The organism is Pseudomonas sp. AIG (assembly GCF_977020205.1).
Genome location: NZ_CDROCK010000030.1, coordinates 51169 through 65145, shown reverse-complemented (window position 1 = coordinate 65145; position 13977 = coordinate 51169). Strand labels below are relative to the sequence as shown.

The following is a 13977-nucleotide window of genomic DNA, read 5'->3' as shown; positions in this document are numbered from 1 at the left end:
ACGATCATGGGTCGTTTAGCGTTGTTGTTATTGACTGCCTGCCTGAGCGCCAGCGCTCTGGCGGCCGACGTCATCAAGGGCGAGCGTCAGGAAAACTTTGGCGACGTGACGGTGCACTACAACACTTTCAACTCGACGTACCTGCAACCGGACATCGCCAAGGCTGCAGAACTGATTCGCAGCAAGAATCAGGGCGTGATCAACGTCTCGGTGATCAAGGACGGCAAACCATTGGTCGCCAACGTCACCGGCACGGTCAAAGACCTGACCAGCCAGAGCGTGCCGCTGAATTTCCGCCAGATCACCGAACAGGGCGCGATCTACTACATCGCCCAGTACCCGGTGGAACAGCAGGCAATCCGCACCTTTGAAATCAAGGTGCAGAACGGCGACAAGATCAACACCATCAATTTCAACCAAGAACTCTTTCCCGGCGAATGATGAACATCAAGCAGCTCGTACTGGCCAGCCATAACGCCGGCAAACTCAAAGAACTCCAGGCCATGCTCGGCGAATCGGTGCAACTGCGCTCGATTGGCGAGTGGAGCAAGGTCGAGCCGGAGGAAACCGGCCTGTCGTTCGTCGAGAACGCCATTCTCAAGGCACGTAATGCCGCACGGATTTCCGGGTTGCCAGCGCTGGCCGACGATTCCGGTCTGGCGGTGGATTTCCTCGGCGGTGCGCCGGGCATCTATTCGGCGCGTTATGCCGACGGCAAGGGTGATGCGGCGAACAACGCCAAACTGCTCGACGCCTTGAAGGACGTGCCGCAAGCCGAGCGCGGTGCGCAGTTCGTTTGCGTGCTGGCGCTGGTGCGTCACGCCGATGATCCGTTGCCGATCCTCTGCGAAGGCCTGTGGCACGGGCGGATTCTGACCGCCGCCAGCGGCGAGCACGGCTTCGGTTATGACCCGCTGTTCTGGGTTCCGGAGCGTGACGTATCCAGCGCCGAGCTGAGCCCGACGGACAAGAACCAGATCAGCCACCGCGCCCGTGCAATGGATCTGCTGCGCCAGCGTCTGGGCTTGAAATGACCCGTGACTCTTCCGCGTCGTCGCTGATTGTCGGCGGCGCCGCCTCTTCGCCTCGGGCGCCGCTGCCGACGCTGCCGCCCCTGGCGCTGTACATCCACATCCCGTGGTGTGTGCGCAAATGCCCGTATTGCGATTTCAACTCGCACACCGCCAGCCCGGTTTTGCCAGAGCAGGAATACGTCGACGCCTTACTGGCCGATCTCGATCAGGATCTGCACGCGGTTTACGGCCGTGAAATCAGCTCGATCTTCTTTGGTGGCGGCACGCCGAGCCTGTTCAGCGCCGAAGCGCTTGGGCGTTTGCTCGAAGGCGTCGAGCAGCGCATTCCGTTTGCCCACGACATCGAAATCACTCTGGAAGCCAATCCCGGGACCTTCGAACAAGAGAAGTTCGTCGCGTACCGCAAGCTGGGGATCAATCGTTTGTCGATCGGTATCCAGAGCTTCCAGCAGGAAAAGCTCAAGGCGCTGGGCCGCATTCACAACGGGGACGAAGCGGTGCGCGCGGCAGGCATGGCGCGGCAGGCCGGGTTCGATAACTTCAATCTCGACTTGATGCACGGTTTGCCCGACCAGTCGCTGGACGATGCCTTGAGCGATCTGCGCCAGGCCATCGCACTGAATCCGACGCACATTTCCTGGTATCAACTGACGCTGGAGCCGAACACGGTGTTCTGGAATCAGCCGCCGGTGCTGCCGGAAGACGACACGCTGTGGGACATTCAAGAAGCCGGGCAAGCGCTGTTGGCCGAGCACGGTTACGCGCAATACGAAGTGTCGGCTTATGCACAGGCCGGGCGACCGGCGCGGCATAACCTCAATTACTGGAGTTTTGGCGACTTCATCGGCATTGGTGCGGGCGCGCATGGCAAGCTCAGCCATCCGGACGGACGTATTGTGCGCACTTGGAAGACCCGTTTGCCGAAGGACTATCTTAATCCGGCGAAAAGCTTCCAGGCCGGCGAAAAAGCGCTGACCAATGACGAGATGCCGTTCGAGTTTCTGATGAACGCTTTGCGCCTGACCGCAGGCGTCGAATCGCGCTTGTATCCGGAGCGCACTGGCCTGTCGCTGGAAAGCCTCGCCGAAGGCCGGGCCGCGGCAGAACAAAGCGGTCTGTTGCAGGTCGAACCGTCACGTCTGGCGGCCACCGAGCGCGGACAGCTGTTTCTCAACGACTTGCTGCAACAATTTCTGAACTGAGCCCAACCCTCAACTTCAGCCCCAAGGAAAAACCCATGGATTTGATACTCGACCTGCTCGCCACCGTCTCCCGCTGGAGCCGCAGCAACCTCTCGGAAATTGCTCTGGCCTTGGTGGGCTGCCTGCTGGTGCTGTTCGGCGCCGACTTTAAAGGCTGGGTCGAGCAACGCCTGGGCAGCATCGCCGGCGCCTTGCGCATACCGCTGATGTCGCTGCTGTGCGTGATCGGCAGTGGCGCCGCACTGATCTACGCCACGCCATGGGTGATCAAGGGTTTGAGCCAGTTCAACAACTACAGCCTGGCGCCGGTGTTGTTGGTGGTTCTCGTCCTGATCGGCGTAGTCGCTGATCGTCGCTAATCTTTCAGTACACCCAAAACAACTGTAGGAGTGAGCCTGCTCGCGATAGCGGTCTGACATTCAACCTCTTCGGTGACTGTCAGTGCGCAATCGCGAGCAGGCTCACTCCTACATTTTTTACCGCGTGATACTCAGGACTGTTTTTCGAACTTCAGGTCCCACACGCCATGGCCAAGACGTTCGCCGCGGCGTTCGAACTTGGTGATCGGGCGTTCGGCCGGGCGCGGTACGCACTTGCCGTCTTCGGCGAGGTTGCGGTAGCCCGGGGCTACATTCATCACTTCCAGCATGTATTCGGCATACGGTTCCCAGTCGGTGGCCATGTGCAGAATGCCGCCGACCTTCAACTTGCTGCGCACCAGTTCAGCGAACGAGGCCTGAACGATACGACGCTTGTGGTGACGGCTCTTGTGCCACGGGTCCGGGAAGAACAGCATCAGGCGATCGAGGCTGTTGTCGGCGATGCAGCGGTTGAGCACTTCGATCGCGTCGCAATCGTAGACCCGCAGGTTGGTCAGGCCTTGGGTCAGCACGCCATTGAGCAGCGCGCCGACACCCGGACGGTGAACTTCCACACCAATGAAATCCTGATCCGGTGCGGCCGCTGCCATTTCCAGCAGCGAGTGGCCCATGCCGAAACCGATCTCCAGCGAGCGCGGTGCCGAACGGCCGAAAACCTGATCGTAATCCACCGGCGCATCGGCCAGCGGCAGCACGTACAGCGGCGCACCCTGGTCCAGACCGCGTTGCTGGCCTTCGGTCATGCGCCCGGCGCGCATCACGAAACTCTTGATGCGGCGGTGTTGGCGCTCGTCGCCTTCTTCCGTCTGGATAGGCGTGTCGTTCGATTCAGTCATCAATGGCTCTTACTTGATCAGACCATCCAGCGGCGAAGAGGCGCTGGCATAGAGTTTTTTCGGCATACGGCCAGCGAGGTAGGCCAGACGGCCTGCCACGATGGCGTGTTTCATGGCTTCAGCCATCATCACCGGCTGCTGGGCGTGGGCGATGGCCGAGTTCATCAGCACCGCATCGCAACCCAGTTCCATGGCGATGGTCGCGTCGGAGGCAGTACCAACACCGGCGTCGACCAACACAGGAATCTTGGCTTCTTCGAGGATGATCTGCAGGTTGTACGGGTTGCAGATCCCCAGACCGGAACCGATCAGACCGGCCAGCGGCATGACCGCGATGCAGCCGATTTCTGCCAGTTGACGGGCGATGATCGGGTCATCGCTGGTGTAAACCATCACGTCGAAACCTTCCTTGACCAGCGTTTCCGCAGCCTTGAGGGTTTCGATGACGTTAGGGAACAGGGTTTTCTGGTCGGCCAGTACTTCCAGCTTCACCAGGTTGTGGCCGTCGAGCAGCTCACGGGCCAGGCGGCAGGTGCGCACGGCTTCGATGGCGTCGTAGCAACCGGCGGTGTTCGGCAGGAAGGTGTAGCGCTGCGGCGACAGCACGTCGAGCAGGTTCGGCTCGCCTTCGATCTGGCCCAGGTTGGTGCGGCGCACGGCGAAGGTGACGATCTCGGCACCCGAGGCTTCGATGGCCTGACGGGTTTCTTCCATGTCACGGTACTTGCCGGTACCGACCAGCAAACGCGACTGGTAAGTACGACCGGCCAGCACAAAAGGCTTGTCGCTACGAACGATGCTCATGGGGAATCCTCTTTAGGAGTGAGGGTCTTGCAGAATTCTGTGCCCTCGCGGGCCGGACGATCAGCCGCCGCCGATGGCGTGCACCACTTCAACGTTGTCGCCGTCATTGAGCGTGGTGTCGGCATGCTGGCTGCGCGGGACGATATCCAGATTGAGTTCGACTGCCACCCGGCGTCCGGTCAGTTCCAGACGGGTGATCAGGGCCGCAACGGTCTCGCCGTCGGGCAGTTCAAGGGATTCACCGTTCAACTGAATGCGCATGCGCAATGCCGCCATCATTTTTAGGGGCTGGCATTCTAGCCCGATCATGACCTAAAGGTCAGCACCAAGCGTCAAGCGGTTGGTTGCAGGCGCCAGGCGGCGAGCCCAAGGCACAGCCAGCCGACCAGAAATGCCAGGCCACCGAACGGGGTGATGATGCCGAGCTTGCTGATGCCGGTGGTGGTCAGCACGTACAGACTGCCGGAGAACAGCAGAATGCCGACGGTGAAGGAAACGCCGGCCCAAGTGACCAGTCGACCCTGAATCTGCGAGGCCAGTAGCGCCACGCCGAACAGCGCCAGGGTGTGCACCAGCTGATAGGTGACGCCGGTGTGGAAAATCGTCAGGTACTCAGGCGTAAGGCGATTTTTCAAGCCATGGGCAGCGAATGCGCCCAAAGCGACCCCGGTAAAACCAAAAAAAGCGGCCAGCATCAAAAAGCCACGCAGCATGAGGAACTCCAGTCAGACGCGATCGGCAGGGTCTGTATAATGGCCCGCTCCACCGGTTCGGCCAAGCCATCTCTATGCTGCGTACTATTTTCCGTCGTCTCACGAAGGCCCTGCTCTGGTTCGCCGGCGGCAGCATCTTGCTGGTGCTGGTGTTTCGCTTCGTGCCGCCGCCGGGCACGGCATTGATGGTCGAGCGCAAGGTTGAATCCTGGGTCGATGGCGAGCCGATTGACCTGCAACGTACCTGGAAGCCATGGGACGAGATCTCCGACGACCTCAAAGTCGCGGTCATGGCCGGTGAGGATCAGAAGTTTCCCGAGCACTGGGGTTTTGATTTCAGCGCGATCCAGGCCGCACTGGCGCACAACGAGCTCGGTGGATCGATTCGCGGCGCCAGCACCTTGAGTCAGCAGGTTTCGAAAAACCTGTTTCTGTGGGCCGGGCGCAGCTATCTGCGTAAAGGTCTCGAAGCCTGGTTTACCGCGTTGATCGAGGTATTCTGGCCCAAGCAGCGGATTCTTGAGGTGTACCTGAACAGCGTCGAGTGGGATGACGGGGTGTTCGGCGCCGAAGCCGCCGCCCGCCATCACTTTGGCGTGAGCGCGAAATCGTTGTCACGGCAGCAGGCGAGTTATCTTGCCGCCGTTCTGCCGAATCCTCGGGTGTGGAGTGCTAGCCATCCGACCGCTTATGTGTCGCGGCGGGCCGGGTGGATTCGGCAGCAGATGAGTCAGTTGGGTGGGGATAGTTATTTGCTCGGCCTGAACGATTCGCGGCGAGCACCGTGGTCTCGATAACCAGTCACGAATCTTCCAAACCCTGAAGATCCCATGTGGGAGCGAGCCTGCTCGCGAATACGGTGTGTCAGTCAACATCAGTGTTGAATGAACATTCGCTTTCGCGAGCAGGCTCGCTCCCACAGGGGCCAGTATGTCCGCACAAATGAAAACGCCCCGATCATCGCTGATCGAGGCGTTTTTTATTGCCGAGGCGCCGGTTACGCGGCGATCGACAACTTGAGCTTGTTCATCGCGCTCTTCTCGAGCTGACGGATCCGCTCGGCCGACACGTTGTACTTCTGCGCCAGGTCGTGCAGCGTGGCTTTCTCTTCTGCCAGCCAGCGCTGGTAGAGGATGTCGCGGCTACGTTCGTCCAGCACTTCCAGCGCTTCGTGCAGGTTGTTATTGGAGTTGTCGCTCCAGTCGGCATCTTCCAGTTGACGCGCCGGGTCGTACCGGTGGTCTTCCAGGTAGTTGGCCGGCGACTGGAAAGCGCTGTCGTCGTCGGCTTCAGCAGCCGGGTCGAAAGCCATGTCATGGCCGGTCAGGCGACTTTCCATTTCGCGCACTTCACGCGGCTCGACGCCGAGGCTTTCCGCCACACGGTGGACTTCCTCGTTGTTCAGCCACGCCAGACGTTTCTTCTGGCTGCGCAGGTTGAAGAACAGCTTGCGCTGGGCCTTGGTGGTCGCGACTTTCACAATGCGCCAGTTGCGCAGGATGAACTCGTGAATTTCCGCCTTGATCCAGTGCACGGCGAACGACACCAGACGCACACCCATTTCCGGGTTGAAGCGCTTCACGGCCTTCATCAGGCCGACGTTACCTTCCTGGATCAGGTCAGCCTGAGCCAGACCGTAGCCGGAATAGCTACGGGCGATATGTACAACAAAACGCAGGTGGGCGAGCACCATCTGCCGAGCCGCCCCCAAATCCTGCTCATAGTAGAGACTCTCGGCCAGTTCACGCTCCTGCTCCGGCGTCAGCAATGGAATGCTGTTGACGGTGTGCACGTAGGCTTCCAGGTTCGCACCCGGAACCAACGCATACGCAGGTTGCAAAGAATTGGTCATACGAAAAAACCTCCCACTTACATACTCGTGCCTCTCGGCACTGCGAAAAATTGACCGGGAATTCAAGTGCAAGTTCCCAAAAAAACCGCGAGGTCAATCACGCGCAAAAAAGATTCTACTTCGGCGCCAGCTCCCTGAGATGGCGTGCGACTGCAATCCATGCACCGATATAACCCAACAGCACCGCGCCAAGCAAGAGCGACAGACCGTCGGCAACTGGCACTCCGGCCAGCGCGAAATCACTGCCGTACAAGCCGGCCAGTCCAACCACCGCATCGTTCAGCCAGTTCAGGCCGAACGCCAATACACCCCAGGACAGAAGCCCCGCACCGAAGCCATACAACGCGCCCATATAAAGGAAGGGACGACGCACATAGCTGTCAGTGCCGCCGACGAGTTTAATCACTTCTATCTCTGTGCGGCGGTTTTCAATATGAAGACGAATGGTATTGCCTATCACCAAAAGTAATGCGGAAACCAAAAGCACCGTCAGACCGAAGACAAAACGATCGCCAAGCTTGAGGATGGCGGCCAGACGCTCGACCCAGACTAGATCAAGTTGCGCCTGTTGTACCTTGGGCAATTCGGAAAGTTTTTGTCTTAATGCTTCCAGCGTCGGCTTGTCGACTTCATTCGGGGTGACCAGCACCACGCCCGGCAACGGGTTCTCCGGCAGCTCGCGCAGGGCTTCGCCCAACCCGGATTGCTGCTGAAACTCTTCCAGCGCCTGATCGCGGCCGACATATTCAGCATCAGCTACGCCGGGCATGCCTTTGATCTGTTCACGCAACGACTCGCCTTGCTCCGGGCTGGCGTCAAGTTGCAGATACAGCGAGATCTGCGCTGCCCGCTGCCACGAGCCGCCAAGACGTTCGACGTTGTTGAGCAACAGCGAAAGCCCCATCGGCAGACTCAGCGCTACCGCCATCACCATGCAGGTGAAGAAGCTGCCAATCGGCTGTTTGCCCAAACGGCGCAGGCTGTCGAGCAGACTGGCGCGATGACTTTCGACCCAGGCACGGAACAACGTGGCAAAGTCCGGGCCGTCGTCTTCGTCGTGTTTTTTCTTCTTCGGCGGCTGTGGATCGGCGGCTTTCGGGGCCACGCGCTCGGAGACCTTCGGACTGCGTGTCGCACTCATTCGCCGGCCTCCCCGTCGCCAATCAATCGGCCGCGTTGCAGGGTCAGCATGCGGTGACGCATGCGCGCGATCAGTGCCAGGTCGTGACTGGCGATCAGCACGCTGGTGCCCAGACGGTTGATGTCTTCGAACACGCCCATGATCTCGGCCGCCAGACGCGGGTCGAGGTTACCGGTCGGTTCGTCCGCCAGCAGCAAGGCCGGGCGGTGCACGATGGCGCGGGCGATGCCGACGCGCTGTTGCTGGCCGGTGGACAGGTCGCCCGGGTACAGATCGGTTTTATCCGACAGCGCCACGCGCTCCAGCGCCGAGTCGACACGCTTGGCGATTTCGGCCTTGGACAAGCCAAGAATCTGCAGCGGCAAGGCGACGTTGTTGAACACCGTGCGATCGAACAGCAACTGGTGGTTCTGGAACACCACGCCGATCTGCCGGCGCAGGAACGGAATCTGCGCATTGCTGATGGTGCTCAGGTCTTGCCCGGCCAGCAGCAGTTTGCCGCTGGTTGGACGTTCCATCGCCAGCAACAGGCGTAACAAGGTGGATTTACCGGCACCGGAGTGGCCGGTGACAAACAAGAACTCGCCACGACGGACTCGAAAGCTCAGCTCATGCAAGCCGACGTGACCGTTCGGGTAGCGTTTACCGACCTGTTCGAAACGAATCATGAACGCTCCCGCTCGGCAAACAGTGCCTGGACAAAGGGTTCGGCTTCAAAGGTACGCAAATCGTCGATGCCTTCACCGACGCCGATGTAGCGGATCGGCAGGCCGAACTGCTTGGCCAGGGCGAAAATCACCCCGCCCTTGGCGGTACCGTCGAGTTTGGTCAGCGCCAGGCCGGTCAGTTCGACGGTCTGGTTGAATTGCTTGGCCTGGTTGATGGCGTTCTGGCCAGTACCGGCGTCGAGCACCAGCAGCACTTCGTGCGGTGCGTCGGCGTCGAGCTTGCCGATGACCCGGCGAACCTTTTTCAGTTCTTCCATCAGGTTGTCTTTGGTGTGCAGACGACCGGCGGTGTCAGCGATCAATACATCGATACCACGGGCCTTGGCGGCCTGCACGGCGTCGAAGATCACCGAAGCCGAGTCGGCGCCGGTGTGCTGAGCGATCACCGGGATCTTGTTGCGCTCGCCCCAGACCTGCAATTGCTCCACGGCAGCAGCGCGGAAGGTGTCACCGGCGGCGAGCATGACTTTCTTGCCTTCCAGTTGCAGCTTCTTCGCCAGTTTGCCGATGGTGGTGGTTTTGCCGGCGCCGTTGACGCCAACTACCAGAATCACGAATGGCTTGTTCTGCGAGGCGATTTTCAGCGGTTGTTCGACCGGTTTGAGCATCGCGGCCAGTTCGGCCTGCAGGGATTTGTACAGCGCGTCGGCATCGGCCAGCTCTTTGCGGGCGACCTTCTGGGTCAGGCGCTGAATGATCTGCGTGGTGGCTTCGACACCCACGTCGGCGGTGAGCAGACGGGTTTCGAGGTCATCGAGCAAATCGTCGTCGATGGTTTTACGGCCGAGGAACAGGCTGGCCATGCCCTCGCCGATGCTGGCGCTGGTTTTCGACAGGCCTTGCTTGAGGCGGGCGAAGAAGCCGGCTTTGGATTCTTCGGTGCGCGGGGCTTCGACTGGGGCTTCGGCTACCACTTCGACCGGCATCACCGGAGCAGCAATAACGGGTTCAGGTGCAGGCTCTGGCTGATGAATGACCGGCGCTACCGGAGCAACAACGACCGGGGCAACCGGTTCAGCGACAACAGTCTCGACGACAACCGGTGCAGGCTCGACAACCGGCTCAACCACAGGCGCCGGCACCACTTCAGGCACAAATGCAGGCGCAGGAATCACCGGAGTGATATGCGGCGCAGCCTCTTCAACCAATGCCACCGGCTCTTCCGCCACCGGCAAGGTCAGCCAAGGCTCAGCCGCCGGAGTCAGCGGCAGTTCAGCCGCCTCAGGCGCTTCTGGCTCAGGCTCTGGCTCAACCGGTTGCAGCACCGGCTCGGCAATCGGCAGAACAATCGGTGCCGGCTCTTCTTCTATGACTGGAGCTGGCGCAGGGGCTGGCTCAGGAATCACCGGCGGCTGTTCGACGACGGGTTCCTGCGGTTTCTTACGCAGCCATCCGAACAGGCTTTTCTTCTCGCCAGCCGCAGCTGGGGTCTTCTTGTCGTCGTTGGAACCAAACATGGAGGACGGCTATCTCACGGTAGCGACGCGCCATAAGGGCGCCCCGGCAAATAAATATTCGATGCAGAACAGACTGTGTTTCACCCAGCTTGTTCACGCGCAACATTTTGTCGAGGCGCCACAGGCACCTCAAAGGTCGATTAATACGAAGGACTGGAACGGCATCGTCGGCGAAAACGCAGAGTTTAGCTGACAAACTCAAAGCTTCTGCCGGGAACCCATACAACCTATCGACCGATCAGTGGCTTGATAGGCGTGGCCGCCAGTAAAACGGATCAGTATCCTAGCACCCTCTCGCCCGCCGACGCTAAGACCAAGCGGGCAGCCCAACAGGTTAAAAAACGAATGAATGCTCTAGCCCGCCGCGCCGCAGGCCTGCTGCTCAGCACAGTCTGCCTGCCCCTTTCGGCCTTGGCGGCCGACCCGCAACCGACCCACGAATTCACCCTCGACAACGGCCTCAAGGTCGTCGTGCGCGAAGACCATCGCGCGCCCGTGGTGGTCTCGCAGGTCTGGTACAAGGTCGGTTCCAGCTACGAAACCCCGGGCCAGACCGGTCTGTCCCACGCGCTTGAGCACATGATGTTCAAGGGCAGCGAGAAAGTCGGCCCCGGCGAAGCGTCGCTGATCCTTCGCGACTTGGGCGCCGAAGAGAACGCCTTCACCAGTGACGACTTCACCGCTTACTACCAAGTGCTGGCCCGCGACCGTCTGGGCGTTGCCTTTGAACTGGAAGCCGACCGCATGGCCAATCTGCGCCTGCCGGCCGACGAGTTCGCCAAGGAGATCGAAGTCATCAAGGAAGAGCGCCGCTTGCGCACCGATGACAAGCCGATGTCCAAGGCCTACGAGCGCTACAAGGCCATGGCCTACCCGGCCAGCGGCTACCACACACCGACCATCGGCTGGATGGCCGACCTCGACCGCATGAAGGTCGAAGAACTGCGCCACTGGTACCAGTCCTGGTATGTGCCAAACAACGCCACGCTGGTGGTAGTCGGTGACGTTACTCCGGACGAAGTGAAAACCCTCGCCCAACGCTATTTCGGCCCGATCGCCAAGCGCGACGTGCCACCGGCGAAAAAGCCGCTGGAACTGGCCGAACCCGGCGAACGCCAGATCACCCTGCATGTGCAAACGCAGCTGCCTAGCTTGATGCTCGGTTTCAACGTACCCAGCATTGCCACGGCTGAAGACAAGCGCTCGGTCAACGCCTTGCGCCTGATCTCGGCGTTGCTCGACGGCGGTTACAGCGGGCGCATCCCGACGCAACTGGAGCGCGGCGAAGAGCTGGTTTCCGGTGGTTCGTCGAGCTACGACGCTTACACGCGAGGCGACAGCCTGTTCACCCTGTCGGCAACCCCGAACACGCAGAAGAAAAAGACCATCGCGCAAGCCGAGGCCGGTCTGTGGAAGCTGTTGGAACAGCTGAAAACCACCGCGCCGTCCGCTGAAGAACTGGAGCGCGTGCGAGCACAAGTGATTGCCGGTCTGGTCTTCGAACGTGATTCGATCACCAGCCAGGCCACGGCGATTGGCCAACTGGAAACCGTCGGCCTGTCGTGGAAACTGATGGACACCGAACTCGCCGATCTGGAAAGCGTGACCCCGCAAGACATCCAGAACGCCGCCAAGCTGTATTTCACCCGCGAACGTCTCAGCGTCGCCCACGTCCTGCCACTGGAGACGACTCATGAGTAAGCGCAAATCCCCACGCCTGCTGCTCGGCCTGATCGCCGTGGCAGTGATCGGCTCTGCCGCGCTGTACCTGTCGCCAGGCGCTCACAGTAATGCCAGCGAAGCCTTGGACAACGCCAAGACCAGCCAGAAGCTGCAATCACTGACCGAACTCGACGGCAAGGCCCCGGCCAGCCGCACACTCGACGTGCAAACCTGGAACACCGCCGAAGGCGCCAAAGTATTGTTCGTCGAAGCCCACGAGCTGCCGATGTTCGATATGCGCCTGATCTTTGCCGCCGGCAGCAGCCAGGACGGCAACGCGTCGGGCCTGGCGGTGCTGACCAATGCGATGCTCAATGAAGGTGTCGCCGGCAAAGACGTCGGCGCCATCGCTCAGGGCTTTGAAGGCTTGGGTGCGGATTTCGGCAACGGTGCGTTCAAGGACATGGCGCTGGCCTCGCTGCGCAGCCTGAGTGCTGCCGACAAGCGCGAGCCTGCTTTGAAGCTGTTCTCGGAAGTCATCGGCAAACCGACCTTCCCGGCCGATTCCTTCGCGCGCATCAAGAACCAGATGCTCGCCGGTTTCGAATACCAGAAACAGAACCCCGGCAAACTCGCCAGCCTTGAGCTGATGAAGCGTCTGTATGGCGATCATCCGTACGCGCATTCGAGCGATGGCAACCCGCAAAGCGTGCCGAAGATTACCCTCGCGCAACTGCGTGAGTTCCACGCCAAGGCCTACGCCGCTGGCAACGTGGTGATCGCACTGGTCGGCGATTTGTCTCGCGCAGAAGCCGAGGCGATTGCCAATCAGGTCTCTTCTGCCCTGCCGAAAGGCCCGGCGCTGGCGAAGATCGCGCAACCGCAGGAACCGAAGGCCAGCACAGGCCATATCGAGTTCCCGTCGAAGCAGACCAATCTGATGATCGCGCAACTGGGTATCGACCGTGACGATCCGGATTACGCCGCGCTGTCGATGGGCAACCAGATCCTCGGTGGCGGCGGCTTCGGCACGCGCCTGATGAGCGAAGTGCGCGAGAAGCGTGGCCTGACCTACGGCGTGTACTCGGCGTTCAGCCCGATGCAGGCACGTGGCCCGTTCATGATCAACCTGCAGACCCGCGCAGAAATGAGCGAAGGCACCCTGAAACTGGTGCAGGACGTGCTCGCTGACTACCTGAAAACCGGGCCGACGCAGAAAGAACTCGACGACGCCAAACGCGAACTGGCCGGCAGCTTCCCGCTGTCCACCGCGAGCAATGCCGATATCGTCGGCCAACTCGGCGCGATGGGCTTCTATAATCTGCCGCTGAGCTACCTGGACGACTTCATGCGTCAGTCGCAGAGCCTGACCGTCGAGCAAGTCCGCGAGGCGCTGAACAAACACCTGAGCACGGACAAAATGGTCATCGTCACCGCTGGCCCGACCGTGCCGCAAAAGCCGTTACCGGCCCCATCTGATAAACCTGCCGAGCAACCGCTCGGGGTTCCGGAGCATTAATGGCGACTCGAGCACCCAAAAAACCTGCGCATAACGTCCACAACGGTGTGAATCAGTTGCGCATCATTGGCGGCCAATGGCGCAGCCGCAAGCTGAGCTTCCCCGACGCGCCGGGCCTGCGCCCGACGCCGGATCGCGTGCGTGAAACCTTGTTCAACTGGCTCGCGCCGTACGTTGAAGGGGCCAAGGTACTCGACCCGTTCGCCGGCAGCGGCGCGCTGTTTCTCGAAGCACTGTCGCGTGGCGCAGCCATGGGTCAGGCGCTGGATGCCAGCAACATTGCCGTCTCCAGCCTGAAGGAACACCTCGGCACCCTGCGCTGCACCAACGGCCAGGTGCAGACCGCCGATGCGCTGCGTTATCTGGAAACCCAGACCGCCAGTGCATTCGATCTGGTATTCCTCGACCCGCCGTTCAACCAGAACCTGCTGCCAGCCGTTTGCACCTTGCTCGAAGAGCGTCAGTGGCTGGCGCCCGACTCGTGGATCTACACTGAAAGCGAAACGGCGCCATCGACGCTGGGCCTGCCGGGCAACTGGCGCCTGCACCGCGAACAGAAATCCGGCCGGGTTTACTACGCGCTGTGGCAACGTACGGCAGAGATCGCCGGTTAACCGACCGGCCTGAATCAGCGGCGCCCCTTCCAACA

The 13977-nt window shown here is 60.7% G+C and carries 17 protein-coding genes; 9 read left to right on the top strand and 8 right to left on the bottom strand.

The features are described 5' to 3' along the window. Window positions 1-6 precede the first annotated feature (6 nt). The 4 genes from ACWR1S_RS17975 to ACWR1S_RS17960 are packed head-to-tail and all read left to right on the top strand — an operon-like array spanning window position 7 to window position 2595. Window positions 7-441 (top strand): DUF4426 domain-containing protein, encoded by a 435-nt coding sequence (locus tag ACWR1S_RS17975; protein WP_454564428.1) that lies wholly within the window; start codon window positions 7-9, stop codon window positions 439-441. Beyond that, window positions 438-1034 carry an RdgB/HAM1 family non-canonical purine NTP pyrophosphatase gene (rdgB, locus tag ACWR1S_RS17970; protein ID WP_454564427.1) on the top strand — a complete coding sequence of 199 codons (597 nt, stop codon included), beginning with the start codon at window positions 438-440 and terminating at the stop codon, window positions 1032-1034. Before ACWR1S_RS17975 ends, rdgB begins: the two co-directional genes overlap by 4 nt. Further along, window positions 1031-2236, top strand: coding sequence for a radical SAM family heme chaperone HemW (hemW, locus tag ACWR1S_RS17965; protein WP_134176069.1), 1206 nt, complete (start codon window positions 1031-1033; stop codon window positions 2234-2236). Before rdgB ends, hemW begins: the two co-directional genes overlap by 4 nt. Window positions 2237-2271: 35 nt before the next feature. Beyond that, the gene (locus tag ACWR1S_RS17960) at window positions 2272-2595 is read left to right on the top strand and encodes a DUF3392 domain-containing protein (RefSeq protein WP_034153666.1); all 324 of its coding nucleotides are present in this window, start codon (window positions 2272-2274) and stop codon (window positions 2593-2595) included. Window positions 2596-2726: 131 nt separating this feature from the next. Here the strand turns inward: ACWR1S_RS17960 and trmB are convergent, their stop codons facing one another. The 4 genes from trmB to ACWR1S_RS17940 all read right to left on the bottom strand — a co-directional run bounded on the left by trmB (window position 2727) and on the right by ACWR1S_RS17940 (window position 4969). Further along, window positions 2727-3452, bottom strand: coding sequence for a tRNA (guanosine(46)-N7)-methyltransferase TrmB (trmB, locus tag ACWR1S_RS17955; protein ID WP_016983240.1), 726 nt, complete (start codon window positions 3450-3452; stop codon window positions 2727-2729). Between the two features lie 9 nt (window positions 3453-3461). Further along, on the bottom strand, window positions 3462-4256 hold the full coding sequence (locus tag ACWR1S_RS17950; protein ID WP_016983239.1) for a thiazole synthase: 795 nt from the start codon (window positions 4254-4256) through the stop codon (window positions 3462-3464). 60 nt (window positions 4257-4316) lie between these two features. Then, window positions 4317-4517 carry a sulfur carrier protein ThiS gene (thiS, locus tag ACWR1S_RS17945; RefSeq protein WP_122604433.1) on the bottom strand — a complete coding sequence of 67 codons (201 nt, stop codon included), beginning with the start codon at window positions 4515-4517 and terminating at the stop codon, window positions 4317-4319. 71 nt (window positions 4518-4588) lie between these two features. Next, complete coding sequence (locus tag ACWR1S_RS17940; protein WP_454564426.1) at window positions 4589-4969, bottom strand: DUF423 domain-containing protein; 381 nt, start codon at window positions 4967-4969, stop codon at window positions 4589-4591. Between the two features lie 74 nt (window positions 4970-5043). On the opposite strand from ACWR1S_RS17940, the gene mtgA reads away from it, so the two are divergent. Further along, complete coding sequence (mtgA, locus tag ACWR1S_RS17935; protein ID WP_016983236.1) at window positions 5044-5766, top strand: monofunctional biosynthetic peptidoglycan transglycosylase; 723 nt, start codon at window positions 5044-5046, stop codon at window positions 5764-5766. 200 nt (window positions 5767-5966) lie between these two features. Here the strand turns inward: mtgA and rpoH are convergent, their stop codons facing one another. The 4 genes from rpoH to ftsY form a co-directional block, all read right to left on the bottom strand. Then, complete coding sequence (rpoH, locus tag ACWR1S_RS17930) at window positions 5967-6821, bottom strand: RNA polymerase sigma factor RpoH (protein WP_042561557.1); 855 nt, start codon at window positions 6819-6821, stop codon at window positions 5967-5969. A 115-nt stretch (window positions 6822-6936) separates the two neighbouring features. Then, a complete protein-coding gene (gene ftsX, locus ACWR1S_RS17925; protein ID WP_077574909.1) occupies window positions 6937-7962 on the bottom strand; it encodes a permease-like cell division protein FtsX in 1026 nt (341 codons plus the stop codon). Further along, on the bottom strand, window positions 7959-8630 hold the full coding sequence (ftsE, locus tag ACWR1S_RS17920) for a cell division ATP-binding protein FtsE (protein WP_008065082.1): 672 nt from the start codon (window positions 8628-8630) through the stop codon (window positions 7959-7961). Before ftsE ends, ftsX begins: the two co-directional genes overlap by 4 nt. After that, the gene (gene ftsY, locus ACWR1S_RS17915; protein ID WP_454564425.1) at window positions 8627-10147 is read right to left on the bottom strand and encodes a signal recognition particle-docking protein FtsY; all 1521 of its coding nucleotides are present in this window, start codon (window positions 10145-10147) and stop codon (window positions 8627-8629) included. The genes ftsE and ftsY overlap by 4 nt, the downstream gene beginning before the upstream one ends. Between ftsY and ACWR1S_RS17910 the strand changes: the two genes are divergently transcribed. From ACWR1S_RS17910 to rsmD, 4 genes are all read left to right on the top strand, one after another. Beyond that, entirely contained in the window at window positions 10146-10340 is a 195-nt protein-coding gene (locus ACWR1S_RS17910) for a hypothetical protein (RefSeq protein ID WP_454564424.1), read from the top strand. The genes ftsY and ACWR1S_RS17910 overlap by 2 nt on opposite strands. A 152-nt stretch (window positions 10341-10492) precedes the next feature. After that, window positions 10493-11848 (top strand): M16 family metallopeptidase, encoded by a 1356-nt coding sequence (locus ACWR1S_RS17905; RefSeq protein ID WP_007913612.1) that lies wholly within the window; start codon window positions 10493-10495, stop codon window positions 11846-11848. Further along, window positions 11841-13328 (top strand): M16 family metallopeptidase, encoded by a 1488-nt coding sequence (locus ACWR1S_RS17900; protein WP_454564423.1) that lies wholly within the window; start codon window positions 11841-11843, stop codon window positions 13326-13328. Before ACWR1S_RS17905 ends, ACWR1S_RS17900 begins: the two co-directional genes overlap by 8 nt. Further along, complete coding sequence (gene rsmD, locus ACWR1S_RS17895; protein WP_454564422.1) at window positions 13328-13942, top strand: 16S rRNA (guanine(966)-N(2))-methyltransferase RsmD; 615 nt, start codon at window positions 13328-13330, stop codon at window positions 13940-13942. Before ACWR1S_RS17900 ends, rsmD begins: the two co-directional genes overlap by 1 nt. Window positions 13943-13977 lie beyond the last annotated feature (35 nt).

What these genes read in the sequence shown, in the direction of transcription:
- ACWR1S_RS17975 (WP_454564428.1), top strand. Translation starts at nt 7, where the DNA reads ATGGGTCGTTTAGCGTTGTTGTTATTGACTGCCTGCCTGAGCGCCAGC.
- rdgB (WP_454564427.1), top strand. Translation starts at nt 438, where the DNA reads ATGATGAACATCAAGCAGCTCGTACTGGCCAGCCATAACGCCGGCAAA.
- hemW (WP_134176069.1), top strand. Translation starts at nt 1,031, where the DNA reads ATGACCCGTGACTCTTCCGCGTCGTCGCTGATTGTCGGCGGCGCCGCC.
- ACWR1S_RS17960 (WP_034153666.1), top strand. Translation starts at nt 2,272, where the DNA reads ATGGATTTGATACTCGACCTGCTCGCCACCGTCTCCCGCTGGAGCCGC.
- trmB (WP_016983240.1), bottom strand. Translation starts at nt 3,452, where the DNA reads ATGACTGAATCGAACGACACGCCTATCCAGACGGAAGAAGGCGACGAG.
- ACWR1S_RS17950 (WP_016983239.1), bottom strand. Translation starts at nt 4,256, where the DNA reads ATGAGCATCGTTCGTAGCGACAAGCCTTTTGTGCTGGCCGGTCGTACT.
- thiS (WP_122604433.1), bottom strand. Translation starts at nt 4,517, where the DNA reads ATGCGCATTCAGTTGAACGGTGAATCCCTTGAACTGCCCGACGGCGAG.
- ACWR1S_RS17940 (WP_454564426.1), bottom strand. Translation starts at nt 4,969, where the DNA reads ATGCTGCGTGGCTTTTTGATGCTGGCCGCTTTTTTTGGTTTTACCGGG.
- mtgA (WP_016983236.1), top strand. Translation starts at nt 5,044, where the DNA reads ATGCTGCGTACTATTTTCCGTCGTCTCACGAAGGCCCTGCTCTGGTTC.
- rpoH (WP_042561557.1), bottom strand. Translation starts at nt 6,821, where the DNA reads ATGACCAATTCTTTGCAACCTGCGTATGCGTTGGTTCCGGGTGCGAAC.
- ftsX (WP_077574909.1), bottom strand. Translation starts at nt 7,962, where the DNA reads ATGAGTGCGACACGCAGTCCGAAGGTCTCCGAGCGCGTGGCCCCGAAA.
- ftsE (WP_008065082.1), bottom strand. Translation starts at nt 8,630, where the DNA reads ATGATTCGTTTCGAACAGGTCGGTAAACGCTACCCGAACGGTCACGTC.
- ACWR1S_RS17910 (WP_454564424.1), top strand. Translation starts at nt 10,146, where the DNA reads ATGGAGGACGGCTATCTCACGGTAGCGACGCGCCATAAGGGCGCCCCG.
- ftsY (WP_454564425.1), bottom strand. Translation starts at nt 10,147, where the DNA reads ATGTTTGGTTCCAACGACGACAAGAAGACCCCAGCTGCGGCTGGCGAG.
- ACWR1S_RS17905 (WP_007913612.1), top strand. Translation starts at nt 10,493, where the DNA reads ATGAATGCTCTAGCCCGCCGCGCCGCAGGCCTGCTGCTCAGCACAGTC.
- ACWR1S_RS17900 (WP_454564423.1), top strand. Translation starts at nt 11,841, where the DNA reads ATGAGTAAGCGCAAATCCCCACGCCTGCTGCTCGGCCTGATCGCCGTG.
- rsmD (WP_454564422.1), top strand. Translation starts at nt 13,328, where the DNA reads ATGGCGACTCGAGCACCCAAAAAACCTGCGCATAACGTCCACAACGGT.